Consider the following 24,042-nt stretch of genomic DNA (forward strand, 5'->3'; position numbering starts at 1 on the left):
CCCCGCAAGGGAGGCTCCGCCGCGGCCGGCTGGCTTGACTGCAAGTTTCGGCAGTAGCCAGCCGCGCCCTTGCAGGGGTCTTCTCTTCGCGGCCTTTGGTGAGAGTGGCGAGAGGTTCGCCGGAAGGAAAAAAGGAGGGGCCGCTAGCGCGGCCGAGAAAGAATGAAAAAATCCGAAATCGAGGCAGTCAAAGAAAAGGTGAGCTGTGGTGCGGTGCTCGAAAGCGCCGGCTTCGCCATCGACCTCAGGGAGAGTACGCGCCGCGCGGTCAAATTCCGCCGCGGCGGCGAGATCGTCATCGTCACTCATGGCGGACTAGGGTGGTTCGATCCACTCAGCGACGATAAGGGCGATGTGTTCTCCCTGATCGAACGCCTGGATCGCGTTGGCTTCGCCGAAGGCTATGCTCGGGCCGCCGCCCTGGTCGGATTTCAGTCGGAGGCGCCGACCTGGCGTGAGAGTCTGCGTCCTCGGTTGCCGGACGTGTCCGTGCCGCAGCGATGGGTGGCACGTCGGCGGCCATGGCCCGGTTCGTACACCTGGCGCTATCTCTCCGATCAACGATATCTCCCCGTCAATATCATTGCAGCCGTGGTCTCGGCGGATCTCCTTCGCGAGGGCCCCTGCGGGAGCATGTGGGCGGCGCACGTCGATGGGCGAGGTGTCGTTTGCGGATGGGAGGAGCGCGGTCCTGAATGGCGAGGTTTTTCCAGCGGCGGAACGAAGACGCTCTTCCGGTTTGGCCCGCCAACGGCGTTGCGCCTCTGCGTGGCCGAAGCCGCGATTGATGCAATGAGCCTTGCGGCGATCGAAGGCATCCGGGACGGGACGGTCTATGTCAGCACGGGTGGTGGCTGGTCGCCCCAAACCGACGCCGCTCTCCGCAACCTTGCCACACGACCGGGTGCGCTTCTGGTTGCGGCGACGGATGCCAACGCGCAAGGTGAGACCTTCTCGGAGCGCCTGCGGGCGCTCGCCGAGGTGTCTGGGTGCAGGTGGCAACGGCTGCGGCCGTTGGCCGAGGACTGGAACGAGGTGCTCAAGGAAAAGAGCAGCGAAGAAAGGATTGAAAGGAAGAAGGGGAGGCTTGCCGCATGCGCGCCGTCCGCGTCAAGGGGAGGCTTTGCCCGGCGAGCCGGCCCTTGACCCGGCCGATCGCGATGCCGGCGGTCGAGAAGGGGTAACAGAGGACTGAAGGAAAAGGCGAGGTCGAGAAGGCTGCGCCGCGCTTCGGTCCGACAACCCCGAAGGAGCCGTACATGACCACAGCACCCGCAATCCGCAAGGTTTTCCAGGGCATTGCTGACCGCCGCCAGATGTATCGCATGTTCGACCGCCATGCCGGGCGCGTCCACCGCCGCGCTGATGACGCAACAGTGCTCTATGCCGGGGAATGGTTCGAGATCGGCGAGGCCGAGCACGACTATATGTTCGCTGTGGAGCCGCCCCTCTGGATCCGTGGCTCGATGTTCGCGCTCTGGCAATTCCTCACCGGATCGGTGACATCAGTGTTTTTCGCGCTGCGCATCGATGATGCCATCCGCTACTTCCATGGCTACTGCGATCTTTCCGACGATGTCTCCGTCGAGCGGATGCGTCTCGCCATCATCGAACGCGAGAGCCGGCCGGTGCAGGCGATGACGCGGGAGGAACGTCTCGAGCACATCTGGAGCAGCACTGCGGAACTCTATCGCGGCTACGCCGACTATCGCTGGCCTCATGCATCGCGCGGCCGGCGCACTGTTCACTTCTTCGGTGGCAAACTGGGCAGCGTCCCGAAACTGCTCGAAGCCATGACCGACGAGGAGATCGCCGCCAAGCTCCCGGTGCATCTGCGCTACCTGCCGGACGTGGCCGCCGCGTGAACGCGACATAACCGGCAGGTGAAGCCGAATAGGCGTCCCAACTGCATCTCGAAACCATCGACTAGCCCGGCAATAGCGCCGGGTTTTCCATTTCCGGAAGGAGAAACCCATGAATGACCTTGAAACGACCGTCGTCATCACGCCGGCGATCCCGCTCGACGACATGACCCTGCTTGAACGCCTCGTGCTCTCGCATGTCTTCGACGCCGGCGAGACCGACAGCGGTCTGCTGCTCTATAGCGACCGCGGCGTGGCGAGCCACTTGCGCATCCCGGCACACGAACTCACCAATGCCTATATGATGTCGCGCGCTGTTGCGCATAGCGAGATCAACCGGATCATCGCGCGGGTCTGGAAATCCTGGTGCGAAGAGGACGAGCCGGGAAAAACGGTTGCGGTCGACCTGAGCGAAACATCTTGGGAGTTCATCCTGAAAGATATCGTTGCACGCTCCACGGCCCTGGCAGAGATCAGGGTGCTGGAGTGGTATCGGCATCCCTCGCAGAACCCGGACAGTTTCGGCATGAACATCATGCTGGTGACGGCGAATGAGATTGCCGGCAGGAACAGCGACGACTTTTTCGAGGAGATGCGCGCCGAGACCGAGATCCAGCGACCGGCCGAGGGTATCAGGCGATCGCCGGGCGTTCCCGATCTTGCCGGCGCCGAACCGGCCGTCAAGCGGATGCGCGACGTCATCGACCTGCAGCGGGACGGCAAGTTCCCGAGCGAGAACTTCATCCTGGACCCGCGCGGGCACAATTCTCTGACCAGGATTCGCCGCTTCGTCGAGTCCTTCGGCGCACCTGTTCCTGTCGAAGTCGACAAGGATGAACGGCGATTGGAGACGACGCTCGCCTGCTGGGAAGCCATGCTCGACTTCAACGATCGGTTCATGAATGATGAGCCGATTTCGCAAAGCGTGCATAAGATGGTCGAAGTCTGGGCATTGGTGGGACCGCTTGGAATGCGCCGGCGGGCCATCCAGGTCGCGGGTCTGGCACTCAAGATCCACAATCATTTGCGCGAGCGCCTGGTCGGACCGCCGACGCCGTTCGACCACGATTTCGTGCCGGCGGTCATCGAGGTTCTGGCTTGGACGGACCGCGGCCCAGCGCTTCCAGGATCGACCGAGGAGGCCGCGGTCAAGGTTTTGGGGAAGCTGGCGGATTATCGGGAGAAGCGCCAATGACCTACCGTGTTTCATGGGACATCGACATCGATGACGCCGCATCGCCGATCGACGCGGCGTGCAAGGCGCACGAGATCGTTCGGCGCCCGGCCAGTTCAGCCAACGTCTACAATGTCGAGGCGCCGGACGGTGTCGTCACCGTCGTCGATCTGGAGGAGGTCCGATGCCCGCGGATCGCATCGCCTTCGCCTCTCCTCCTTCAGGCGCTCGATCGCGCGGAGCGCTTCATTGCCGGTTTCGAGGGTGACGAGCTGCAGGAGGGTGTCGATCAGCTTCTCGCGGCTATCCTAACCGCCCTGCAGGGGCGTAGCGATAGCCAGATCGTCGAGGAAACGAACGCGCTTGCCCGCTACCTCTTGGCCGAGCTGATCGGCACAGGCTACCAGGTGCCCGACACCTGGAAATTCTACGAGGAACGGGATCCCCGAAGCCGCAAGGCCTGGATGCAAGCTGTCGCCATCATGGAAATGATGACGTTCACCGACGCCGAGGACGCTCTATCGAACCTCGATCCGGACGGATCGGAACCGGAACGCCAGTTCCCCATCGAGGACTGGCAGTACGAGGTTGCGAACGGCGACACTCGACGCGGCTACGAGGACTGGCTCGCGGCGAAGCGCGACGCGTGAGCCTCGCCCATTCACTCCGACAGACCATTTTCCCCCACACTGAGGAGCATATCCATGCCCAGCGTTTACCGCACCGACAACTTCGCCGGACGTGTCAACTATGCCGTGACGGTCATTTCCCGGAAAGGTGGCCATACCCGACATTTCGATACCTGCTTCGAGATGGACGATGCCACGGAGGTCGCTGTGGCCGTTTACCGGCGCTCGCTCAAGAACCCGAAACTGGCCGCCAACATCTGGAGCTACATCGCCAGGGAAACCGTGATGAGAGACGTCGAGGAATTGAAGGACGTCAAGACCCGCGACCTGCCCGCACGCGCCGCGCAATCACGGGCACGCGCGAAAGCCGCCTCGGAAAAGATTCTGGAGGAGCACAGGCGGAAGCAGGCATCACCCTAGTCATTCCTCGGACGTCGCCTGCCAGCTCCTGACCGCCGGCCGGTGAAAAAAGGAGAAGAAAAGGAAAGGAGAAGCGCCTTTCCCGCATGCGCGTCCGGCCCGTCAAGGGCAGGCGTTGCCGCTGAAGCGGCCCTTGACCGGCTGCCCGCGATGCGGGCTCCGGATCGTGCAAGACAAGGTCTGAAGAAGGAAGGACATCGCTCCGCTTCCGACCGCATCACCCCCCTCGTCCCATCACAAGCGCCCCTCACCTGCCGGAACCCCTTCCCGCGGACGATGGCGCACGCCTGCTCACAAGGAGATCTCGATGAGCAACGATCCTTTCACGCTCGACATGTTCGGCAACACCGCGCTGACGTCCGGCCTGGGCCTCGGCCTCGGCATGACCGGGTTCAGCGGCCACGATCCCTTCGCCGCCAATGACGACGATCCGGACCCGACGCCGCCCGCCCCTGCCCCGGCTCTACCGATCGCCGCGGCGCGTAAGCCGGCACCGCGCAAACAGGGCGCGCGCAGCAATTTCTTCCTCGACGACGAGGGCCGCGGTCTCGCCGCCGGCTGGAAGGAACGGGCGAAGGCGAACGTCGGCGCCATCCTCATCGCCGGCGAAATTGAAAAACAGGACCGGCCGGCGACACGGGAGGAACAGCAGAAACTCATTCGCTTCACCGGCTTCGGCGCGTCGGAGCTTGCCAACGGCATGTTCCGCCGTCCGGGCGAGGTGGAGTTCCGCGAGGGTTGGGACGATCTCGGCAGCCTTCTGGAGACGGCCGTCAACGAGGCGGACTATGCCTCGCTCGCCCGCTGCACCCAATATGCGCATTTCACACCCGAATTCATCGTGCGGGCGATGTGGGCCGGGCTGCAGCGTCTCGGCTGGCGCGGCGGCCGCGTGCTGGAGCCGGGCATCGGCACGGGGCTGTTCCCCGCGCTGATGCCACCGACCTATCGCGCCACCAGCCATGTCACGGGCATCGAACTCGATCCGGTCACGGCCCGCATCGTGCGGCTGCTGCAGCCGAAGGCGCGCATCGTCAACGGCGACTTCGCCCGCACCGATCTCGGCGTCGTCTACGATCTCGCGATTGGCAATCCGCCCTTCTCCGACAGGACGGTTCGCTCCGACCATCATTATCGACCGCTTGCGCTTCGTCTGCACGACTACTTCATCGCCCGCTCTATCGACCTTTTGAAACCCGGTGGGCTGGCGGCTTTCGTGACGAGCAGCGGTACCATGGACAAAGCGGACGCCACGGCGCGGGTGCATATCGCCAAATCGGCCAACCTGATCGCGGCTATCCGCCTGACTGAAGGCAGCTTCCGCCGCGACGCCGGCACGGACACCGTCGTCGATATCCTCTTCTTCCGCAAGCGCAAAGCCGGCGAGCCGGAGGGCGATACGTCGTGGCTCGATATCGAGGAAGTCTGCCCCGCCACGGAGGACGAAGGCGCCATCCGCGTCAATCGCTGGTTCGCAGACAATCCCGGCATGGTTCTCGGTACCCATGCGCTGACCTCCGGTCCGTTCGGCGAGACCTATACCTGCCGGGCGCGGGCGGGCGAGGATCCCGCCGAGGTGCTGGACGCTGCCATCTGCCGTCTGCCGGAAGACATCTATGACGGCGAGCCGACCGAAATCGATCTCGATCTTGAGGAGGAGCTGACGGAAATTGTCGACCTGCGGCCCGGCAATGCCAATGTTCGCGAAGGCAGCTACTTCGTCGACAACAGGCAGGGCCTGATGCAGATCGTCGACGGCCAGCCCGTCGTGATTAAGGTCAGGAAGGGCCGTGTCGGTGACGGTCTGACGGAAAAGCACGTCCGTATCGTACAGAAGCTGATAGCTGTCCGCGACGCCGTGCGCGAGGTGCTGAAGGCGCAGGAGACCGGCCGGCCGTGGCGCGACCTGCAGGTGCGGCTGCGCATCGCCTGGTCGAGCTTCGTCAGGGATTTCGGGCCGATCAACCACACGACCGTCAGCATTACCGAGGATGTGGACTCCGGCGAGACCCGCGAGACGCATCGCCAGCCGAACCTCCAGCCATTTCGTGACGATCCCGACTGCTGGCTGGTAGCCTCCATCGAGGACTACGACCTCGACACCGACACGGCCAAACCCGGTCCGATCTTCTCGCAGCGGGTGATCGCGCCCCCTGCCCCGCCGGTGGTGACGAATGCCGGCGACGCGCTTGCCGTCGTGCTCAACGAGCGCGGCCGCGTCGACCTCGACCACATCGCCGAGCTACTCCATTGCGACCGTGACAAGGTGGTCGACCAGCTCGGTGACACCGTGTTCCAGAACCCGGCGGACGGCGCGTGGCAGACCGCTGACGCCTATCTCTCCGGCCCGGTCCGCACCAAGCTTGCGGCCGCTGAAGTCGCTGCGGCGCTCGATCCGACCTTTGAGCGCAATGTCCGCGCGCTGGTGGCTGTCCAGCCTTCGCCTCTGCGTCCCTCGGATATTACCGCGCGTCTTGGCGCGCCATGGATCCCGGCCGCCGATGTCGTCGCCTTCGTCAAGCAGACGATGGACGTCGAGATCAAGATCCACCATATGCCGGAACTCGGTTCCTGGACCGTCGAAGCGCGCCAGCTCGGCTATCGCGCCGCCGGCACGTCGGAATGGGGCACCAGCCGCCGACACGCCGGCGAACTGCTCGCCGATGCGCTCAACAGCCGCGTGCCGCAGATCTTCGACACCTTCAAGGACGCCGGCGGCGAACGGCGGGTACTGAACGTCGTCGATACCGAAGCCGCGCGCGAGAAGCTGCAGAAGATCAAGACGGAATTCGAGCGCTGGGTCTGGACGGACCCCGAGCGGACCGACCGACTGGCCGGCGTCTATAACGAGCGCTTCAACAACCTTGCGCCGCGCAAGTTCGACGGCTCGCATCTCCAGCTGCCCGGCGCCTCCGCTGCGTTCACGCTCTATGCTCACCAGAAGCGCGGCATCTGGCGGATCATTGCAGATGGCGCGACCTATCTCGCCCATGCCGTCGGCGCCGGCAAGACGATGACCATGGCGGCCGCCATCATGGAACAGCGCCGTCTCGGCCTGATCGCCAAGGCGATGCTGGTCGTACCCGGCCATTGCCTCGCACAGGCGGCGCGCGAATTCCTGGCGCTCTATCCATCCGCCCGCATTCTCGTCGCCGACGAGAGCAACTTCACCAAGGACAAGCGCGCGCGTTTCCTCAGCCGGGCGGCGACGGCCACCTGGGACGCGATCATCATCACCCACTCCGCCTTCAGGTTCATCGCCGTCCCCTCCGCCTTCGAGCAGAGCATGATCCAGGACGAGTTGCAGCTCTACGAGGAACTGCTGACCCGGGTCGAGGCCGACGACCGCGTGTCGCGCAAGCGGCTAGAGAGATTGAAGGAAGGGCTGGAGGAGCGGCTGACAGCGCTATCCACCCGCAAGGACGATCTGCTGACCATCTCGGAAATCGGCGTCGACCAGATTGTCGTCGACGAGGCGCAGGAATTCCGCAAGCTCAGCTTTGCAACCAATATGTCGACGCTGAAGGGCATCGACCCGAACGGCTCGCAGCGCGCCTGGGATCTCTACGTAAAGTCGCGCTATATCGAAACGAAGAACCCCGGCCGCGCGCTCGTTCTCGCCTCCGGCACGCCGATCACCAACACGCTCGGCGAGATGTTCTCCGTCCAGCGCCTGCTCGGCTACGACGCTCTCCATGAACGCGGCCTGCATGAGTTCGACGCCTGGGCGAGCACCTTCGGTGAGACGACCACCGAATTGGAGATCCAGCCTTCGGGCAAATACAAGCCGGTCTCGCGCTTTGCCAGCTTCGTCAACGTCCCGGAACTGATCTCGATGTTCCGCTCCTTTGCGGACGTCGTGATGCCCGCCGATCTCCGGGAATATGTCCGTGTTCCGGCCATTTCCACCGGCGGACGGCAGATCGTCACCGCGACACCCACCGCGGCGTTCAAGATGTACCAGCAGATCCTCGACAGCCGCATCAAGGCGATCGAGATGCGCGAGGGACCGGCGCAGCCGGGCGACGATATCCTGCTCTCGGTCATCACCGATGGCCGCCATGCGGCGATCGACCTGCGCCTCGTCATGCCGGCCAACGACAACGAGCCGGACAACAAGCTCAATCTGCTTGTCAGGAATGCCTTCCGGATCTGGCAGGAAACAGCGGATCAGGTCTTCCTGCGTCCTGATGGGAAGCCTTACGACCTGCCCGGCGCCGCGCAGATGGTCTTTTCCGACCTTGGTACGATCAACGTGGAAAAGACGCGGGGCTTTTCGGCCTACCGCTGGATTCGCGACGAACTGGTCCGGCTCGGCGTGCCCGCCAGCGAAATCGCCTATATACAAGACTATAAAAAGTCCGAGGCGAAGCAACGGCTGTTCGGCGACGTCCGTGCCGGGCGCGTCCGCTTCCTGATCGGCTCCTCCGAGATGATGGGCACCGGGGTCAACGCCCAGCTCAGGCTCAAGGCGCTTCATCACCTCGACGTGCCGTGGCTGCCGTCGCAGATCGAGCAGCGCGAGGGCCGCATCGTCCGCCAAGGCAACCAGCACGATATCGTCGACATCTTCGCCTATGCGACGCAAGGCAGTCTCGACGCCAGCATGTGGCAGAACAACGAGCGCAAGGCCCGGTTTATCGCCGCCGCACTCTCCGGCGATACGTCGATCCGCCGGCTGGAAGATCTCGGTGAGGGTGCCGCCAACCAGTTTGCGATGGCCAAGGCGATCGCGTCAGGCGACGAACGGCTGATGAAAAAGGCCGGTCTGGAGGCCGATATCGCCCGCCTCGAGCGCCTGCGCGCCGCCCATGACGACGACCTGTTCTCGGTCCGCCGGCGGCTGCGGGAAGCCGAACGCGATATCGAGATTGCTACGCGCCGCATCGACGAGATCGGCAAGGACATCGCGCGGTTGGTGCCGACATCAGGCGAGGCATTCACGATGACCGTTCTCGGGGAGCGGCACGTTGAGCGCAAGGACGCCGGGCGCGCGGTGATGAAGGAGGTCCTAACGCTCGTCCAGCTTCAGCACGAGGGCGACGCACAGCTCGGGTCGATCGGCGGCTTCGACGTCATCTACGAGGGAGAGCGCTTCGGCAAGGACGCGTATCACTACCGCACCGTCCTGCAACGCACCGGCGCCGACTACGAGGTCGATCTGCCGGTCACCGTCACGCCGCTCGGAGCAATCTCCCGTCTCGAACATGCGCTCGACGATTTCGCGGGCGAGCGTTACCGCCAGCGCCAGCATTTGGAAGACGCCAACCGCCGGCTCGCCTCGTATCGCGCGCACGAAACGGGCACCTTCGCCTTCGCCGACGAACTTGCCGCAAAGCGCCGGGAACTGGAGGAGGTCGAGGAAGCATTGGCCGCCGAAGCCCGCGCCACCGCCGAGCCGGTCGCGCAGGCGGCATAGCGCCGGCGACGATCACGACGGGAGCAACGCAGCCGCCGCATAGCTGCGTTGCACAATAAATGTTTTCCAGATGGTCAAGAAACGGGCATTATGCTTGCAGTTGATGCACATGGCGGTCTTTCTCCTCCCAGTGCCGCCGCGTCAGCTGTTCCCCTCTGGAGGTTTTGACCTTCACACTTCAATGGGCCGCGGTTTCGCAGGCCCATTTTTTTTGCCGATAGCTATCGCCGCTTATCGGTCCAGCTTTTCGCGAATGCGTCGGTAGAGGTTGGCTCCTACGCAGTCATCGATCACTACGGCAATTACGGATCGAGAGCGTCGCTAGCGTCTGCGGCGTCCTGATCGTTCGCGAGGGTCTTGACCAAGGCGACGAACCGTCGTCGGACTTTTCCGTTCGATATCGATAGGAAGGCGCGGTTGAGCTGGAGCCCCTCGCTCGACATCACGAAATCGGTCACGTTGCTCCCCTCAACATTCCCATCCTCCCGTGCGATCTGGTCTGTTCCCTCGAAGAAATAGGCGACCGGACAAGTTAAGAAGCGCGCGATATTCTGAAGTCGGCTCGAACCAACGCGATTTGTGCCTTTTTCATATTTCTGCACCTGTTGGAACGTGACGCCGAGATTCTCGGCAAGGATACTCTGGCTAAAGCCAAGCATCTGTCGGCGCTGGCGTATGCGCCGGCCAACCTCGATGTCGATCGCGTTCGGCGCCTTGATGTCTGCTGTCTTCTTCATCGAACCCTCTTGATAGCGGGATCGCAAGATGACTAGTCAAAGAACCAGAACCTATTGAGCGTCCGCTTCGAACTGCGCGGCGCCGGTGCTGAAGACGCGCAAGGTGCTCCCTGCTCCGCCACCATGGTCGTGTCAAGACAGGTCGTCTGACTTTCCCGGCGAACAAGCGATCTGCCAGGGCAGGACAGAAGAAAGGAAAGGGACAGAAAAGGGAAACCCGATCGCAGATCGGTCCTCCCAGCGGCGCTTCGCTCAACCGCCGCCTGCGCATCCCGGCAACTCGTCCTTCGCAGGGCCGTCGGCCCCGCTTGTCCATCGCTGCAGGGACGCTCGGCCGCAGTTGCACCGGTCCGGCCGCCCCGCGGTCCGGGAGGTGTCTTCGGAAAAAAGAAGACACGAGAAGGACCGGCAAGAGGGCCGCGTCCGTACCCCCGGAAAGGAACATCCCATGCAAATCATGAAGGTCGATCCGCGCGATCTGTTGGACAACCCGAACACGGCCCGCCGCACCAAGTCGTCGCCCCAGGCCGACGCTCTGATGACCGCGACCATCAAGGCGGTCGGCATCATCCAGCCGCCGATCGTATTTACCGGGCCGGACGGTGGAAACGGTCTCATGATCGAAAACGGCCACCGCCGCAGGGACGGGGCGATTGCCGCCGGTCTTGCCGAAATCGAGGTTCTGGTCAAGGAAGCGGCCAACGACAACGGCGCCATGAGCAGCATGGTCGAGAACTATGCACGCGAAGACCTGAACGCGGTCGACCAGTGGCGTGGCATCGAGCGCCTGGTCGCGGAAGGCTGGAGCGAGGAAGCGATCGCCATGGCGCTGGCATTGCCTGTCCGCCAGGTCCGCAAGCTGCGGCTGCTCGCCAACGTCCTGCCCGCGATGCTCGAACAGATGACGCTCGGCGATATGCCGAACGAGCAGCAGCTGCGTTTCATTGCGGCGGCGAGCCTCGAAGAGCAGGGCGAGGTCTGGAAGGCCAACAAGCCGAGAAAGGGCGAGAGGGCACATTGGCCGTACATCGCCAGCGCGCTCAACAAGCGGCGCATGTTCGCGCGCGATGCCAGCTTCGGTGACGATCTCGCCGCGGCGTACGGCATCGAATGGGCCGAAGACCTGTTTGCGCCGGGCAACGAAGACAACCGCTACACCACCAATGTCGAGGCCTACCTTGGCGCCCAGCATGAATGGATGACGAGCAATCTGCCGAAGCGGGGCGCGATTGTAGAAGTCAACAGCTACGGCGAGCCGGAACTTCCGAAGAAGGCGGAGAAGGTCTACACCAAGCCGCAGAAATCCGACCATACCGCCATGTATCTCGACCGCACCGGCAAGGTGCAGACCGTGCATTACCGGATGCCCGACGAGAAGAAGAAGGCGAAAGCCAAGGCCGGCAAAGACGGCTCCGGCGCGGTCTCAGGCGCCGACGAGGTGATTGTTACCAAACCGCGCCCCGACGTGACGCAGGATGGGTACAAGATCATCGGCGATTTCCGCACAGATGCGCTCCGCGAGGCGCTCGGCCGTGCTCCGATCGAGGACGACACGCTGATGGCGCTGCTCATTCTCGCCTTCGCCGGCGCCAATGTGAACGTCCAGTCGCCTTCCTCCGACGGTCTTATCGGGACGAGCCGCTTCAACCGGCATGCCGCGATGCTGCTCGATGAAAACGGCAAGCTCGACTTCGACGTGGACACCCTGCGCGTCGCCGCCCGTTCCGCGCTGATCGACACCCTGTCTTGCCGTAGGGGCCACACCAGTAGCGGTGTCGTCGCGCGCATCGCCGGCGATGCCATCGGTGCTGACAGTTTCATCGCGAACATGGCGACGGAAGCGTTCGTGGAATGCTTGTCGCGCCCGGCGTTGGAATCATCCTGCGCCGCAGTGTCGATCCTTCCGGGCAAGCGTGTCCGCGAAACGCGCACCGCGCTTGTCGAGCATTACAAGGAGGGGGTGTTCGTCCATCCTGCAGCCCGCTTTGCACCGGAACTGGGCGAGCTTTCCTACCTCCTCAAGGCTCGCGATCTAGCCATGGGTGAAGGCGAGTCCCGAGATGAGGACGAATCCGAGGGCGACGGAGACGGCGATTCCACCGCTGAAGCCGCCCCCGCGGTGATCGATGCCGGCGCTGCCCATGCGGATGGTGACACCCCGGCGGAGGAGACCGTCATCGAGGAAGAAACCGCCTACTCGATCGCCGCCGAATAGGCCGCCGCGCTTCCCTTTCCCGCTCGACACCTTCGCTGCCGGCATCACCGGTGGCGGAGGTGTGTCCGGCAACCACGATCCTGCAGGAGAACGCTATGAATGCGGACCTGATCATCCCGCTCGCGCCCATCGGTTCCGTCGTCGAATGGTCCGATGGAAACCCCCGTCCCCCGGAACACCATGTGGCGACGCTCTATCACTGGAAGCGCAACAACGGCGCCGGCCTTCTCGTTCGCAAGTTCGGCGAGACGGGCCAGGACTGCCCCGGCGCTGCGCCGTTCTTTATGCTCCGTTGCGAAAACGACCTTCGTACGTTTTCCACCGGCCTTGCCTATCGTTTCCGAATTGCCTCGCGCCCGAAGATCGGATCGGTGCGGATCTTCGAGCGGAACGATCCCGCCGCACTGATCCTTCATCTCGCCGATGACCGGGCTGCTGCCTGCTCCTGGCTCGCTGACAACACTGCGTTTTCCGATGCCTTCACGGTCGAAGTCACCGCCGACGAGCTGGCGGCCGACCATGTAGAGGGGAGAACAGCAGCATGAACGCGTCCGATCTTCCCGACGATGCTACCTCGACCCTTGAGGATACACGGGTCGAGTTCGGCTCCAGCAGCGAAGGCTTTCCGGTCGCCCGGTTGGGCGATCTCTTGCTCGCTATGCTGCCACGCGCCGCCGGTGGCGGTTTCCTCGCCAGCGCTTGGCGCCTGGCGCAGCCGCTGTCGACGTTGCGGCGCGAGCACTTCTATGGACATGATGGCGAACTTGCCGATGAGGTCGCTTTCCGGTCGCGTGTTTTTGAAACCGTGCAGCACCAGCGCGAACTGTCGAGACTTCAGCGTCTCCAGACCCGGATGGTCTGCAGCACGCCATGGGGGCCATCCCAGCTTGCAACGATCTATGCCGAGGGCATTGTCGCCCACATGACCGCCGGCCATGGCGGCTTTCGCCTCTCCGCCGAGCGAAACAAGCGGATCGTCCGGTCCCTTCGGATCAGTTCGGGCTGGTACGAAGAGGATGAAGCCTGGGCGATTGTCACCTTCAACTTCCCCGACCTGTTCACCACCTACGAGCGCAAGCTCGCGGAGCGCATGATCAAGGACAAATGGCCGGACGAATGGGAGGCGATCTTCGGACGTCCGCTTCAGCCGGGAGAATCGAGCGGCAAGGACCGCCACGCCTTCGAGCGCCGTCATGCCGGCGACTGGATCGTCGCGTCGGCGATCACCTCCGGCCATCATCCGGGCATGATCGAAGTGGTCGCCGTCCTCGGCGGTCGACGTGGCGCCAATGTCGTGGAGCGGCGGTTTCTGGCGCCGAAGGCAGAATACCAAGGACGCGGGCCCTTCGGCTTCGTTATCGATGAAGGGTGTCATGCCACCGATAATGGCCCGTCGTCCTTCGTCGGATGGGAGCGGAGGAAAGCGTCATGAACTCGCTTTCCGATTGCCGCTCGCTGCTGTCCCGCATGGAAGAGGCACGCCGGCAGACCCAGCACCAGCTCGACCTGATCGACCGGCAGATTATTCGCAGGATGACAGCGGTCATTCCGCACCTGCATCCGCGCCGGCGCTCCTATCGGCGAGGCCAGCCGCTGGAGGCGGGCGCCTTCCTTGCCCGCTATCGCGCCAACCTCACCGCGATCACGGCCGAGCGGCAGCAGGAGATCGATGCGCTATCGCGCAAGCTCGCCCGGCAGGACCGGGCAATCGAGGCTCTGCGCGAGCGACCTGCCGGGCGGAGACCGTCATGATCTTCTCCTGCGACCGCTGCGGCGAAACCTGGCCGGACCATCCCGTCACCCGCGTCCCCTGCCCTACCTGCAGGGTGGGCGTCGGGAGATGGTGCCTCCGGCCGTCCGGGCATCGCGCCACCGAGCTGCATATCGATCGTGAGCATGCCGCACTCGCCGCCGGTGTTCTTCGCAAATGTCCTGGTCCGGTTGGCGCTCCAGCGCCGCCGAAGGGCGGGCAGTTCATCCTCGACTTATAGCGCCGCCCCCAGTGCCGGCGTCCATCCCCATCATCATTGCGAGTTTCCACGGAGGAGACCATGAAGACCTGTACGATAGAAACGATGTACCGCGGGCCGAACTATCGCCAGGGGACGCACTCTGCGGACACCGTAGAGGACGCCTGCCGTCTGGCCATCGCCGACGAGGACTGGACCGGCGCGCTTCCCGATTCCGACAATGCCGGCGAAACCTACGTCATCAAGGCATGGGAACGCGCAGATGCTGCCTATTCCGGGCCGGCGGGCGACGCTCCCGAGGTGTTCAGCGAAATGGCCTATCACAAGGCCGAGCTGTTCGAGGAACTCGTCGCGCTGCTGCAGGAGCCCGCGCAGCCATGGGCATCTCGGAGTAGGAACTCAGGACCTGAGTGCCCCGCGCCATGATGGTCCTGGCGAAGGCCGGTGCGATCGGTCGGGATGCTGCAAGCGCACCTTCAGGATACCTTCGGCCTTGTCGGGGACTCTCAGGACGAGGCAGTCGAGCGTGGCCACGCGCCGCCAATGCTAGTCGACAGGACGTCTGCCCCTCGCATTGCGATCAGGACTGATCGCCAGCGGCATCTGGTTCGGCCGGACCGGGTTAGACCATGAGTCGCTGATCGGCGCGGGAGGCGTCAGGGTGAGGACGTTCGCGACCATCGATTTCCTTTCGGTTCGGGCGATGAGCCAACCCCTTGCCGGAGCACCCTTCGGTTCTGCACGGTCGTAATCCGGCGGCCGGTCGTTTCAAGGCCGCTGCGCGCCGCGTTGCGGCCGGTTCACCCTCCCTTCGCAAGGCGAGCCCGCGTCCCGCGCAGGGGCTGTGCCCCCGCTTGACCGCAAGCCCGCCTTTCTCGCTCAGGCGCCCCGGACCTGTGAAAGCGACCGTCTGACCACCGGCTTTTCTCGACCGCACCGAAGGGCGCTCCGGCAAGGGGCCGGCGCAAGCCTTCGGAGAAAACCAGAAGGAAATCGAAAATGGCCAAGTCAGCAACCTCCCGCCCGTCCGCCCGCGTCGTCCAGCTCCGCAAGGGTGCAACCCTCGAAATGGTCCGGCTGACCTGCCCTGATGCCGCCCAGGCGATGCGGATCGCCGAAAGCTTCGGGACGGCCGTCGTCGACGGCGACGGCGTGCGCGACACGCACGAGCGTCTCATCCTCGAAACCGTCGACGCTCTGTCCGAAGGCCTCGGAGAGCGCGCGATGCAGATCCACCTGCAGCGCATCGTCGGAGCCTACGTCGGATCCGCCCATGGCGCCGGCCAGTTCTACTCGCGCGCCGTGACGGAAGCCCGCGACGCTACGGCCAAGGCCGCCAGCGACGCCCGCGACGACGACCGGGACGGCATTGTCGGTTACGACAGTTCCGCCCAGCGCAAGCGGGAATTCGCCGCCGACATGGGTGTCCAGGCATTCTCGCTCCGCATGGCCGCCGAAGGTGCGGTTGCAGCCTACGAACACGCCGTCGGGGAAAGCTGGAAGCCGTTCGATCGTCCGGTCGACAATCCCGGCCAGACGCTCGACCGCAAGGCGGCCGAAGCGCAGATGGACGCGCTGGGTTGAGCGATCAGGCGGGGCTTCGGCCCCGCCTTTTTCCTTCATGCACCCATTGACCGCCGCAGAGTTGGTCGCCGAGGCTTGGATGTACCGCAATAGTCGGTCGAAAACCCCGGTCAGCGGTTTCTCGCTATCGTGGTTTTCTGGACTTTTGACTCAGCGGAAACTCCGCCGGATCGTCGGCCCATGGATCGAAGACGACCGCGCCTGAATGGCGGGTGTCCTTCACATTCCGCGTGACGAGATAAAGGTCAGTCTCGATTGCGGTCGCCGCCAAGAGCGTATCGATCACGGGCGGCGGATGCCCGGTGGCTTTCTTGACCTCTCCCGATATGCGTCCCCAGAGCCGCACGGCCTCGTCGCGCAGGGAAAGCACGCGATCGCCAAACCGATCCGCGAGAGCATCCCTCGATGCGATATAGCGCGAGCGATCGGGATGGTCGTTCGGCAGGTTACATATGCCCTTGTCGTATTCGGCGAGTGTCAGGATGCTGAGATGGAACGTCTCCTCGTCCTGGCTTGCTGCCCATGCTTTGACCGAGGGAGCGCCCTGCGGGTTGATCAGCGCGGCCACCACATTGGTATCGAGTAGCCAGCCTCTCACAGCTCGACATCCCGACCGTGGTCGGCTTCGCGGTCGAGATCCAGTCCGCCGAGATGCAATGCCTCCATGAAGTTGACGAACGGTACACGAGGCGCAGCAGGTGACAGGCGCTCGAACTCCTCGACGCTCATGATGACGACAGCGTCATGTCCCCGAACGGTTATGCGTTGCGGACCGTCCTCACGAGCATGCCGGACGACCTCGCTGAAGCGTGCTTTCGCGTCCTCAAGTTTCCACCGCCCGCTCACTGTCGGGTTCACCGGCCGGTTCGTTCCAGAAAGCTGTGTCTGCTTGCCCATTCGCTTCACCTAGTCAGATGGTCAGATATATAGCAGCTTCGTCGTTCCGGCGCCAGATCAGGACATGAAAGGAAAAGGTAGAAAGGCGAGTGCCAGGCGACCCGTCCGGCTTTGGTCCTGCCGGAACCGGGATTCAGCGCAAGGCCCTTGCCCTCCTCCACTTCGTTCCGGCGCTTCGCGTGCGCCTTCCCCCTATGGTTCCGGCTTGCGGACCGCCGTGACGGGGTCGCGATGGACGCGGCTTCCGAGGAGAAAAGGAATCTCAAATGAACGGTGAAGACATTCATTCTCGAAACAAGAGTGCCGTTTTCGCAGCTCTGTTGGAACAGGGGCTGACCCATGTCGTCGTGACATTTGACGGATATGGGGACAGTGGCCAGATCACGGAGATGGAGGGGAGAATAGCTGACGAGCCAGTTGAGCTGCCTGATGCAACGGTCGTGCTCGTCGATGCCAACTGCAGGAAGTCCAGCGAGTCCTTGGAAAGCGCGATCGAAACGATGATCTATGATCTCCTCGGCGAGAGTCACGGCGGGTGGCAGGACGGGGAAGGTGCTTACGGGGAGTTCGTGTTCGATGTCGCGAAGCGAACCATTTTGCTTGATCTTAACGAGCGCTTTATCGAGAGCGCACAGTCTTCTCATGAGTTTTAAGGAGTATGGCAATGGCGCATCCATATCACCATTCCCTCTCCTCTGTGAAGAAATGGGGCGGTGTAGTTGACGACTACATGCCGATCCACTCCTGGTTCGATGCCAGTAAGGAGATCACCGCCGATTTTCGTCACCGTGCGCTGCGGCACCACGCAGAAGGCATATTCATGGCTGAGACGATCTTCGGCCCAACGATCAGGCTCTCGACTGGCCGGATCATTCCGACCCGATGGGTTGGCGAGCAGCATGTCGTCGAGGATCTCGGCCTCATCCCGTCGTTTGCGGACTGGGTGAAGGCCATTCGCCCGGAGCCTTGGATGGGACGAACGCGCCGGATCGAGAAAGATCTGGAGGCGGACCTACCCGCATAAATCCCGCCGAGTGAGCGGCTTGGATGCCCACCTCGTTGGTGGGCATTTCTATGTCGCGGCCAAAGCGCGGAGCGCTCGCCGTCGCGACCCGTCCGGCTTCGGTCCTGCCGGAACCGGGATTCAGCGCAAGGGCTTCGCCCTCCTCCACTTCGTTCCGGCGCTTCGCGTGCACCGTCCCCCTATGGTTCCGGCTTCCGGACCGCCGTGACGGGGTCGCGATAGGCGCGACCTCTGGAACGGAGGTAAGGAAAATGAGGAAAAAGACCGAAGCGCAACGCGTGGACATCTACACGCGCATCACCGACAGGATCGTCGAGGACCTCTCGAACGGTGTCCGCCCATGGGTCCAGCCGTGGCGCGCGTCCAACATGGAAGGCCGGATCACCCGACCTTTGCGGCACAACGGCCTTCCCTATAGCGGGATGAACGTCCTTCTCCTGTGGTCGGAGACCATTGCGCGCGGGTTCTCCTCGCCGATGTGGATGACGTTCAAGCAGGCGTTGGAGCTTGGCGCAGCCGTGCGTAAGGGCGAGTCCGGCGCGACCGTGGTCTTCGCCAGCCGCTTCAACAAGTCCGAGTCCGACGGACATGGCGGAGAGATCGAGCGCGAGATCCCCTTCCTGAAGGCTTATACCGTCTTCAACGTTGCGCAGATCGACGGGCTGCCGGACCGCTACTATCAATCCGCAGCGCCTGTTACTGATCCCGTCGAGCGGATCGAGCATGCCGATCGCTTCTTCCGGAACACCGGCGCGCATATACGCCATGGTGGCGACCGGGCGTTCTTCAGCCCTGCGACCGACCACATACAGATGCCATTCGTCGAGAGCTTCAGGGACGCGGCCTCCTACGTGGCAACGCTCAGCCATGAGGCCACGCACTGGACGGCGCCAGCGCATCGCGTCGGCCGCGATCTCAGCCGCTACAGCAAGGATCGCAGCGAGCGCGCCCGCGAAGAACTGATCGCCGAACTCGGCAGTTGCTTCCTCTGCGCCGATCTCGGCATCGCGCCGGAGCTGGAGCCGCGCTCGGATCATGCTTCATACCTTCAGTCGTGGTTGCAGGTGCTGTGCGACGACAAGCGGGCGATCTTCGCCGCCGCCGCGCACGCGCAGCGCGCCGTCGCCTATCTTCACGGACTGCAGCCGGCCACGGCTGAAGAGCGGGAGGCAGCATGATGGCTCCTCATCCCGCAAACCGTCTCCTGATCCTTGCCTGCTCGGCAACGAAGCGCGACGGCCCGGCCTACATGCCGGCCATCGAACGCTATGACGGCCCCCTGTGGCAGACCCTGCGATCGGTCGACCCGCGTGGAGAGAAGGCGAAGGTCGCCTTCCTCTCCGCCCGCCTGGGGTTCCGGGCCGCAGCCACGCCGATCGAAATGTATGACGCGCGCATGACGCCGGCGATCGCGGCCGAGATGAAGGCTGGCGATCTCGGAACGAGATGGCCGAAGCAGAAGACCAGGCGCCGCGGCATGGCCTCAGGCGAGCATCCCGGAATGCACATCGCGACGCTGACGGGCTATGGACGCGTTCCCTTCTCGGATGTCGCCCTCGTCGGTGGCCATCTCTATCTCGATGTCATGCGCCACCTCGTCGACCTGTTCCGCGAACGCGGTCATATCGTCGGCGACGCGCGGATCACCGAGGTCAATGGTCCCATCGGTATCATGCGTCGCGATCTTCGCCGCTGGCTGGACCGTGAATTCGTGGAGGGACATTGATGCTCTTCTCTCCGCTTGGTCTCAATCCGGCGGAGGAAGGATCTTCCGCCATTCGCCTTCGCGCGCTCAGCCTCGGTGCGGGCGTGCAATCCACGACGCTGGCGTTGATGGCCGCTCACGGCGAGATCGGCCCGATGCCTGATTGTGCCATCTTCGCGGACACGGGCTGGGAGCCGCAGGCTGTTTATGACCATCTCGAATGGCTGATGTCGGGCAATGTGCTGCCGTTCCCGGTTCATATTGTGTCCGCCGGGAACATTCGTGACGACTTGATCGGCGCCGGCGACGGCAAACGCTGGGCGTCCATCCCGGCCTTCGCCAAGACGGTCACGCCCGCTGGTGTGGTCGTCCCCGTCTACGACGAAGACCATGACGGCGAGCTGATCGAAATCGGCACGCGCGCGACAGCCCGCGAGACCGTGTCGATCGGCATGATCCGCAGGCAATGCACGACGGACTATAAAATAGTCCCAATCCGGAGAAAGGTCCGGGCACTCGCCGGCCTCACCCGCAAGCGCTCGCCCGATCATGCTGTCGTGGAGCAATGGATCGGCATCAGCTGCGACGAGATCGTGCGGGCGAAGCCCAGCTTCGAGCCCTGGCAGGTCAAGCGCTTTCCGCTGATCGAAAAGCGCATGAGCCGGTACGAGTGCCTCTGCTGGCTGCGCCGCCACGGCTATCCCGATCCGCCAAAGAGCGCTTGCGTGGGTTGCCCGTTTCACGACAATGCACGCTGGCGCTTCATGCGTGACCACGATCTCGCGGCATGGGCCGACGCCATCGAGGTCGACCAGGCGCTACGCAATGGCATGAGCGGTATCCGCGGCGAGGTCTTTTTGCATCGTTCGTGCGTGCCGCTGGACGAGGCCGATCTATCGACGGCCTCTGATCGCGGTCAGCTCGACCTCTGGCCGAACGAGTGCGAGGGCATGTGCGGTGTCTGACGGCCCCCGGAAGATCGGGGCCGCCGCTCCTGGTACGCCCCCAGACGCGACGACCCCACTCTCTGACCACTCCCGGCCTTGCAACGAACCGGGAGCAGTCGAATTCTTAGCCACTGGCGATGACTGCGACTTTCATGAAAGTGCCAGAATATCGAAATCCTGCCATGAAATTCCAACGTCTCCGGCATCAGCCGGTGCTTGCGGTAGGGAGCCGTCCTCAACAGAGCACGGAGCGCCGCCGCGGGGGGCAGTCGATCCCGCCTCCTCTTCGAGGCGCTACGCTGAGGCTCCTGCGGCTGCCCTGCTTCCCGCGCCGGCGCGTCGAGAATTCCCGAAATGCCGGCCAGCGGCCGTCGCGATGCTCATTTCTCCGATGCTCTTCATCTCTTCAGATCCCGCCTTGCCCGCTTCGCGGCTCTGCGGCGCGATCGACGCCCGGCCGCTCCGGACCCACCCATTTCGTCCCTCCCTCTGAAAGGAAAGCCCATGACTAAGCTGCGTCCGCTCACCCGAGCCGAGCACAATGCCATCAGAGCCTATGCCATCGAGCATGGGCGGTACTGGAAAGCCAGTCTGCGCGATGACTGGATGAATGCGCGAACCACAGGCGTCATGCAGGCGCTGCGAAATTCCCATGGCCCGGGCTGGTTGGTGTCATTTTCACTGGTGCGGGATCAATCTTCGGCATCGCCGATCCGCGCTATTTCCGTCACCGCGGGCAATGGCGACCTCTTCGAGGCGACCATGATGGGAGCCGATGAACCCTGGATGATCGCCTATCCCGAAGGGCAGGATCGATTTTACGGAACGGAACGCGAGGTCCGCGCGCACATCAGGCAGCTCATCCTGTGCGGCGCGAAGGCAAAGGTCGCGCCGTAGGTCGATCCACGGAGCCACGCGGATCGTCGGGACCGGCAGGCTCTCGCCGCATCTTGGTTCTGGCCATCGCCTGCGGCGACCGCGCTCTATGCCTCCGGCACGCAGCCAGCCTTCGGCCGTCTCCGCCGATGCCGGTGACGATCGACTTGTCCGGGTCGGCGCTTCGCCGCCCCTAGTGTTGCCCCGGCTGCGCTGTCTTCTCCAGATGGGTGCGAATGATCGCGCTTGCTCATGGTGGATGGCGGGGCACCCGGAAGACCGGGAGCGCCCCGCCTTGGCAGGCGGGCTGGGCATCAGTCATCTGTTCGACGGCTCCAGCCCAGGTGAACCCGGCGGCAGGGCGCTGCCATGGCATTAGATGCGCGGAGTGCATGGAAGCGGTGCCCCTATGCCTGCGGAAGAGGAGGATTCCGTGCCGTCGAGGGCGTCGTCGTCCTACCGGCATTCGAGGAAAACCCTCCGGCAGGCAACGCGGAGGGAGCGATATCGGAGGCAGTGGGCTCAATCGTCTGCGGCGGGCACACCGAACCCATAGCTGCAGCCCATTGGAGCCGACGAGGTTGTCGTCGGCAGCGAAGTGGTGCTGACGATGACGGCCCGCCATTTCCGAGACCCTTCCGGTTTGGTCAACCCTGGCGCGGCCACCACGTCCTCGATGTGGCATGTCTGATCGGAGACCGGCTGCGCCTCGATCGTCTTCCCGCAACGGCCTCCCCCGACTTTCTTCCCCTGTCGGCTGCGCCGCCATTCCTCGCGAAACAAGAAAGCCGCCTCCGGCCGCCCTCCACTGCGTTCCGGCCCAAGGGGTGCGGTCCGATCGTCCCCGATCCTTTCGACAGCCATCGAGGTCGCGATGGACGCGACCCGAGCAACCCGAAAGTAGAGTAGGAGCACAGCGCCTGCCTGCCTCGCGGCAGGTGGTTTCTGCGCCCCTCTCGCCGAACCGGACGTGCAAGTTTTCCAAGCCACCGGCTCTCCATGCGTGGCTATCGCCACGGGTGGCCCTCACACGGACATGAGGGTGTCGAACGATGCCCAGAAGCGATCAGCTCCTTTTCGGAACTTCTCGTCAGGGTCGTTCCATCCGTTTGGTATTCGTATGCCCCGGAACGGGAAGCGGGTTGACCCGCCCTCCCGGAAGAACCGCAGCGATTTCGGTCCGTCGACCCATCGCCAGCGGCTGTCGGGTGCTGTTGCACGGAAGCGGCGACATAGCTCACGCCATGTCGCCTTTCGATACTTCTTGCGCAGCCATCGCCCGATGCGCTCCCATAGCCACCAATCCAGACCGGAGAAGTCCCGCGTGGCCCATGTGGCGTAGCGGTAGTAATTTCGCCAGCCGGTGATGACCGGGTTGAGGCTCTCGATGAGATCGGCAAGGGATTGACCTGTCGGTGTCTCCTTCACCCTGACCTTGATCTTGTGGCGCAGATCCTTCAGCTTGCTCTTCGGTATGAAGAGATTGCCGACCATACGGCCGGTGCGGCGAGCCTTGGTCTGCACTACCCGATAGCCGAGGAAGTCGAAGCCTTCCCCAACCTGGGTGATCCTGGTCTTTTCCATCGACAGTTCCATGCGCAATTCCTGCTGTAGGAACTGCGCTAGCGCCAGCTTTTCGGTCTCCGCTTCCTCACGTGTTCCGTCCGTCAGCACGACGAAGTCGTCGGCATATCGAACGGCGAAGAATGTCGGCCTGTTTCTCCGGCGGTCGTAAAGCCGCCGATCGGCTGCATTCTGCGGTCGCTCGCGAGGACGCATCGACCACCGTCCATACCTCTCGTCAATGGCAGCCAGATAGATGTTGGCCAGCAACGGCGAGATGATGCCACCCTGCGGGGTGCCCGTGACAGGGTGGCGGACGGAGCCCTCGACCATGACACCGGCCTTCAGGAAGGCGAGTACGAGCCAGAGAACCTTTCGATCTCCGACACGGCAGCGTACTCGCTCCATCAGCACATGATGATCGACGGCGTCGAAGCAGCCCCTGATGTCCCCTTCGATCACGAAGCGGTACTCGGAGGTGCCGCTGGGTGTGGGGTGCAAATGACGCTGGATGTTCGCCAGCGCATCATGGGTGCTCCTGCCGGGCCGGAAGCCGTATGAGGTCGGATAAAAGTCCGCCTCGAAGATCGGTTCCAGCACGAGCTTCAAAGCCATTTGTACCAGTCGGTCCTTGAGCGTTGGAATGCCGAGTGGACGCACCTTGCCGGGTTTGCCCGGTTTTGGGATCAGCCTTTGCCGGACAGGCTCGGGCCGATATGTGCCGCCGCGCAGCTCATTTCGGATATCCTCGACGAATTGCACAGCGCCGCCCGGCCGCTCTTCAACCGTTTTCCGCGTGACGCCATCGGTTCCCGGTGTTCGACTGCCCTTGTTACGGGACAAGCGTCGCCAGCTTTCCGAGAGCGTCCTGCGGTCGCATACGATGTTGAACAGATCCGCGAACACCTTGTCGGCGTCCGCGACACTCCACCTGTGAAGTTTGCGCTGCATGTCGAGGACGAACACGGTATTCACCGCATCGGGCTTCATCGGCCCACCTCCTGCCGGCTTGCTTCACTC

Annotated in this window: 22 protein-coding genes; 18 read left to right on the plus strand and 4 right to left on the minus strand. The window is 63.6% G+C overall.

The window, feature by feature from the left end; genetic code table 11:
- Positions 1-162: 162 nt before the first annotated feature.
- The 6 genes from AABQ55_RS36965 (at position 163) to AABQ55_RS36990 (ending at position 9,504) form a co-directional block, all read left to right on the plus strand.
- Entirely contained in the window at positions 163-1,146 is a 984-nt protein-coding gene (locus tag AABQ55_RS36965; protein ID WP_145926158.1) for a DUF3991 and toprim domain-containing protein, read from the plus strand.
- A 113-nt stretch (positions 1,147-1,259) separates the two neighbouring features.
- Positions 1,260-1,865, plus strand: a complete 606-nt coding sequence (locus AABQ55_RS36970; RefSeq protein WP_064334826.1) for a DUF1419 domain-containing protein — start codon at positions 1,260-1,262, stop codon at positions 1,863-1,865.
- Between the two features lie 163 nt (positions 1,866-2,028).
- The gene (locus tag AABQ55_RS36975; RefSeq protein ID WP_245337562.1) at positions 2,029-3,057 is read left to right on the plus strand and encodes a hypothetical protein; all 1,029 of its coding nucleotides are present in this window, start codon (positions 2,029-2,031) and stop codon (positions 3,055-3,057) included.
- Complete coding sequence (locus AABQ55_RS36980) at positions 3,054-3,686, plus strand: hypothetical protein (protein ID WP_064334828.1); 633 nt, start codon at positions 3,054-3,056, stop codon at positions 3,684-3,686. The genes AABQ55_RS36975 and AABQ55_RS36980 overlap by 4 nt, the downstream gene beginning before the upstream one ends.
- A gap of 54 nt (positions 3,687-3,740) precedes the next feature.
- Entirely contained in the window at positions 3,741-4,085 is a 345-nt protein-coding gene (locus AABQ55_RS36985) for a hypothetical protein (protein WP_272809704.1), read from the plus strand.
- Between the two features lie 307 nt (positions 4,086-4,392).
- Positions 4,393-9,504 carry a DEAD/DEAH box helicase family protein gene (locus AABQ55_RS36990; RefSeq protein WP_242224977.1) on the plus strand — a complete coding sequence of 1,704 codons (5,112 nt, stop codon included), beginning with the start codon at positions 4,393-4,395 and terminating at the stop codon, positions 9,502-9,504.
- 302 nt (positions 9,505-9,806) lie between these two features.
- On the opposite strand, the gene AABQ55_RS36995 is transcribed toward AABQ55_RS36990, so the two are convergent.
- Entirely contained in the window at positions 9,807-10,241 is a 435-nt protein-coding gene (locus AABQ55_RS36995; RefSeq protein ID WP_064334744.1) for a helix-turn-helix domain-containing protein, read from the minus strand.
- 448 nt (positions 10,242-10,689) lie between these two features.
- Between AABQ55_RS36995 and AABQ55_RS37000 the strand changes: the two genes are divergently transcribed.
- The 6 genes from AABQ55_RS37000 (at position 10,690) to AABQ55_RS37025 (ending at position 16,010) form a co-directional block, all read left to right on the plus strand.
- On the plus strand, positions 10,690-12,456 hold the full coding sequence (locus AABQ55_RS37000; protein ID WP_064334745.1) for a ParB N-terminal domain-containing protein: 1,767 nt from the start codon (positions 10,690-10,692) through the stop codon (positions 12,454-12,456).
- A 95-nt stretch (positions 12,457-12,551) separates the two neighbouring features.
- The gene (locus AABQ55_RS37005) at positions 12,552-13,001 is read left to right on the plus strand and encodes a hypothetical protein (RefSeq protein ID WP_064334746.1); all 450 of its coding nucleotides are present in this window, start codon (positions 12,552-12,554) and stop codon (positions 12,999-13,001) included.
- Complete coding sequence (locus AABQ55_RS37010) at positions 12,998-13,888, plus strand: DUF7007 domain-containing protein (RefSeq protein ID WP_064334747.1); 891 nt, start codon at positions 12,998-13,000, stop codon at positions 13,886-13,888. The genes AABQ55_RS37005 and AABQ55_RS37010 overlap by 4 nt, the downstream gene beginning before the upstream one ends.
- Positions 13,885-14,208, plus strand: coding sequence for a hypothetical protein (locus AABQ55_RS37015; protein WP_064334748.1), 324 nt, complete (start codon positions 13,885-13,887; stop codon positions 14,206-14,208). Before AABQ55_RS37010 ends, AABQ55_RS37015 begins: the two co-directional genes overlap by 4 nt.
- A gap of 299 nt (positions 14,209-14,507) precedes the next feature.
- The gene (locus tag AABQ55_RS37020; RefSeq protein ID WP_064334749.1) at positions 14,508-14,852 is read left to right on the plus strand and encodes a hypothetical protein; all 345 of its coding nucleotides are present in this window, start codon (positions 14,508-14,510) and stop codon (positions 14,850-14,852) included.
- 573 nt (positions 14,853-15,425) lie between these two features.
- Complete coding sequence (locus AABQ55_RS37025) at positions 15,426-16,010, plus strand: hypothetical protein (RefSeq protein ID WP_272809703.1); 585 nt, start codon at positions 15,426-15,428, stop codon at positions 16,008-16,010.
- 124 nt (positions 16,011-16,134) lie between these two features.
- Here AABQ55_RS37025 and AABQ55_RS37030 read toward each other — a convergent pair whose 3' ends face one another.
- Complete coding sequence (locus tag AABQ55_RS37030) at positions 16,135-16,608, minus strand: type II toxin-antitoxin system VapC family toxin (RefSeq protein ID WP_064334751.1); 474 nt, start codon at positions 16,606-16,608, stop codon at positions 16,135-16,137.
- Entirely contained in the window at positions 16,605-16,907 is a 303-nt protein-coding gene (locus tag AABQ55_RS37035) for a type II toxin-antitoxin system Phd/YefM family antitoxin (protein ID WP_064334752.1), read from the minus strand. The genes AABQ55_RS37030 and AABQ55_RS37035 overlap by 4 nt, the downstream gene beginning before the upstream one ends.
- Positions 16,908-17,173: 266 nt before the next feature.
- Between AABQ55_RS37035 and AABQ55_RS37040 the strand changes: the two genes are divergently transcribed.
- From AABQ55_RS37040 to AABQ55_RS37065, 6 genes are all read left to right on the plus strand, one after another.
- Positions 17,174-17,560 (plus strand): DUF6878 family protein, encoded by a 387-nt coding sequence (locus AABQ55_RS37040; RefSeq protein ID WP_064334753.1) that lies wholly within the window; start codon positions 17,174-17,176, stop codon positions 17,558-17,560.
- A gap of 11 nt (positions 17,561-17,571) precedes the next feature.
- The gene (locus tag AABQ55_RS37045; RefSeq protein ID WP_064334754.1) at positions 17,572-17,931 is read left to right on the plus strand and encodes a DUF6915 family protein; all 360 of its coding nucleotides are present in this window, start codon (positions 17,572-17,574) and stop codon (positions 17,929-17,931) included.
- Positions 17,932-18,182: 251 nt separating this feature from the next.
- Positions 18,183-19,109 carry an ArdC family protein gene (locus AABQ55_RS37050; RefSeq protein ID WP_064334755.1) on the plus strand — a complete coding sequence of 309 codons (927 nt, stop codon included), beginning with the start codon at positions 18,183-18,185 and terminating at the stop codon, positions 19,107-19,109.
- The gene (locus AABQ55_RS37055) at positions 19,106-19,657 is read left to right on the plus strand and encodes a hypothetical protein (RefSeq protein ID WP_242224981.1); all 552 of its coding nucleotides are present in this window, start codon (positions 19,106-19,108) and stop codon (positions 19,655-19,657) included. Before AABQ55_RS37050 ends, AABQ55_RS37055 begins: the two co-directional genes overlap by 4 nt.
- Positions 19,657-20,601, plus strand: coding sequence for a hypothetical protein (locus AABQ55_RS37060; RefSeq protein ID WP_064334756.1), 945 nt, complete (start codon positions 19,657-19,659; stop codon positions 20,599-20,601). The genes AABQ55_RS37055 and AABQ55_RS37060 overlap by 1 nt, the downstream gene beginning before the upstream one ends.
- A gap of 486 nt (positions 20,602-21,087) precedes the next feature.
- Positions 21,088-21,480: a hypothetical protein gene (locus AABQ55_RS37065; protein WP_064334757.1), complete on the plus strand. Its 393-nt coding sequence runs from the start codon at positions 21,088-21,090 to the stop codon at positions 21,478-21,480.
- Positions 21,481-22,485: 1,005 nt separating this feature from the next.
- Here AABQ55_RS37065 and ltrA read toward each other — a convergent pair.
- The gene (gene ltrA, locus AABQ55_RS37070) at positions 22,486-24,012 is read right to left on the minus strand and encodes a group II intron reverse transcriptase/maturase (protein ID WP_272809205.1); all 1,527 of its coding nucleotides are present in this window, start codon (positions 24,010-24,012) and stop codon (positions 22,486-22,488) included.
- Positions 24,013-24,042: the final 30 nt, after the last annotated feature.

The sequence above is a fragment of the Shinella sp. WSD5-1 genome (assembly GCF_963942435.1).
In the GTDB taxonomy this organism is placed as follows: domain Bacteria; phylum Pseudomonadota; class Alphaproteobacteria; order Rhizobiales; family Rhizobiaceae; genus Shinella; species Shinella yambaruensis.

What these genes read in the sequence shown, in the direction of transcription:
- AABQ55_RS36965 (WP_145926158.1), top strand. Translation starts at nt 163, where the DNA reads ATGAAAAAATCCGAAATCGAGGCAGTCAAAGAAAAGGTGAGCTGTGGT.
- AABQ55_RS36970 (WP_064334826.1), top strand. Translation starts at nt 1,260, where the DNA reads ATGACCACAGCACCCGCAATCCGCAAGGTTTTCCAGGGCATTGCTGAC.
- AABQ55_RS36975 (WP_245337562.1), top strand. Translation starts at nt 2,029, where the DNA reads ATGACCCTGCTTGAACGCCTCGTGCTCTCGCATGTCTTCGACGCCGGC.
- AABQ55_RS36980 (WP_064334828.1), top strand. Translation starts at nt 3,054, where the DNA reads ATGACCTACCGTGTTTCATGGGACATCGACATCGATGACGCCGCATCG.
- AABQ55_RS36985 (WP_272809704.1), top strand. Translation starts at nt 3,741, where the DNA reads ATGCCCAGCGTTTACCGCACCGACAACTTCGCCGGACGTGTCAACTAT.
- AABQ55_RS36990 (WP_242224977.1), top strand. Translation starts at nt 4,393, where the DNA reads ATGAGCAACGATCCTTTCACGCTCGACATGTTCGGCAACACCGCGCTG.
- AABQ55_RS36995 (WP_064334744.1), bottom strand. Translation starts at nt 10,241, where the DNA reads ATGAAGAAGACAGCAGACATCAAGGCGCCGAACGCGATCGACATCGAG.
- AABQ55_RS37000 (WP_064334745.1), top strand. Translation starts at nt 10,690, where the DNA reads ATGCAAATCATGAAGGTCGATCCGCGCGATCTGTTGGACAACCCGAAC.
- AABQ55_RS37005 (WP_064334746.1), top strand. Translation starts at nt 12,552, where the DNA reads ATGAATGCGGACCTGATCATCCCGCTCGCGCCCATCGGTTCCGTCGTC.
- AABQ55_RS37010 (WP_064334747.1), top strand. Translation starts at nt 12,998, where the DNA reads ATGAACGCGTCCGATCTTCCCGACGATGCTACCTCGACCCTTGAGGAT.
- AABQ55_RS37015 (WP_064334748.1), top strand. Translation starts at nt 13,885, where the DNA reads ATGAACTCGCTTTCCGATTGCCGCTCGCTGCTGTCCCGCATGGAAGAG.
- AABQ55_RS37020 (WP_064334749.1), top strand. Translation starts at nt 14,508, where the DNA reads ATGAAGACCTGTACGATAGAAACGATGTACCGCGGGCCGAACTATCGC.
- AABQ55_RS37025 (WP_272809703.1), top strand. Translation starts at nt 15,426, where the DNA reads ATGGCCAAGTCAGCAACCTCCCGCCCGTCCGCCCGCGTCGTCCAGCTC.
- AABQ55_RS37035 (WP_064334752.1), bottom strand. Translation starts at nt 16,907, where the DNA reads ATGGGCAAGCAGACACAGCTTTCTGGAACGAACCGGCCGGTGAACCCG.
- AABQ55_RS37040 (WP_064334753.1), top strand. Translation starts at nt 17,174, where the DNA reads ATGAACGGTGAAGACATTCATTCTCGAAACAAGAGTGCCGTTTTCGCA.
- AABQ55_RS37045 (WP_064334754.1), top strand. Translation starts at nt 17,572, where the DNA reads ATGGCGCATCCATATCACCATTCCCTCTCCTCTGTGAAGAAATGGGGC.
- AABQ55_RS37050 (WP_064334755.1), top strand. Translation starts at nt 18,183, where the DNA reads ATGAGGAAAAAGACCGAAGCGCAACGCGTGGACATCTACACGCGCATC.
- AABQ55_RS37055 (WP_242224981.1), top strand. Translation starts at nt 19,106, where the DNA reads ATGATGGCTCCTCATCCCGCAAACCGTCTCCTGATCCTTGCCTGCTCG.
- AABQ55_RS37060 (WP_064334756.1), top strand. Translation starts at nt 19,657, where the DNA reads ATGCTCTTCTCTCCGCTTGGTCTCAATCCGGCGGAGGAAGGATCTTCC.
- AABQ55_RS37065 (WP_064334757.1), top strand. Translation starts at nt 21,088, where the DNA reads ATGACTAAGCTGCGTCCGCTCACCCGAGCCGAGCACAATGCCATCAGA.
- ltrA (WP_272809205.1), bottom strand. Translation starts at nt 24,012, where the DNA reads ATGAAGCCCGATGCGGTGAATACCGTGTTCGTCCTCGACATGCAGCGC.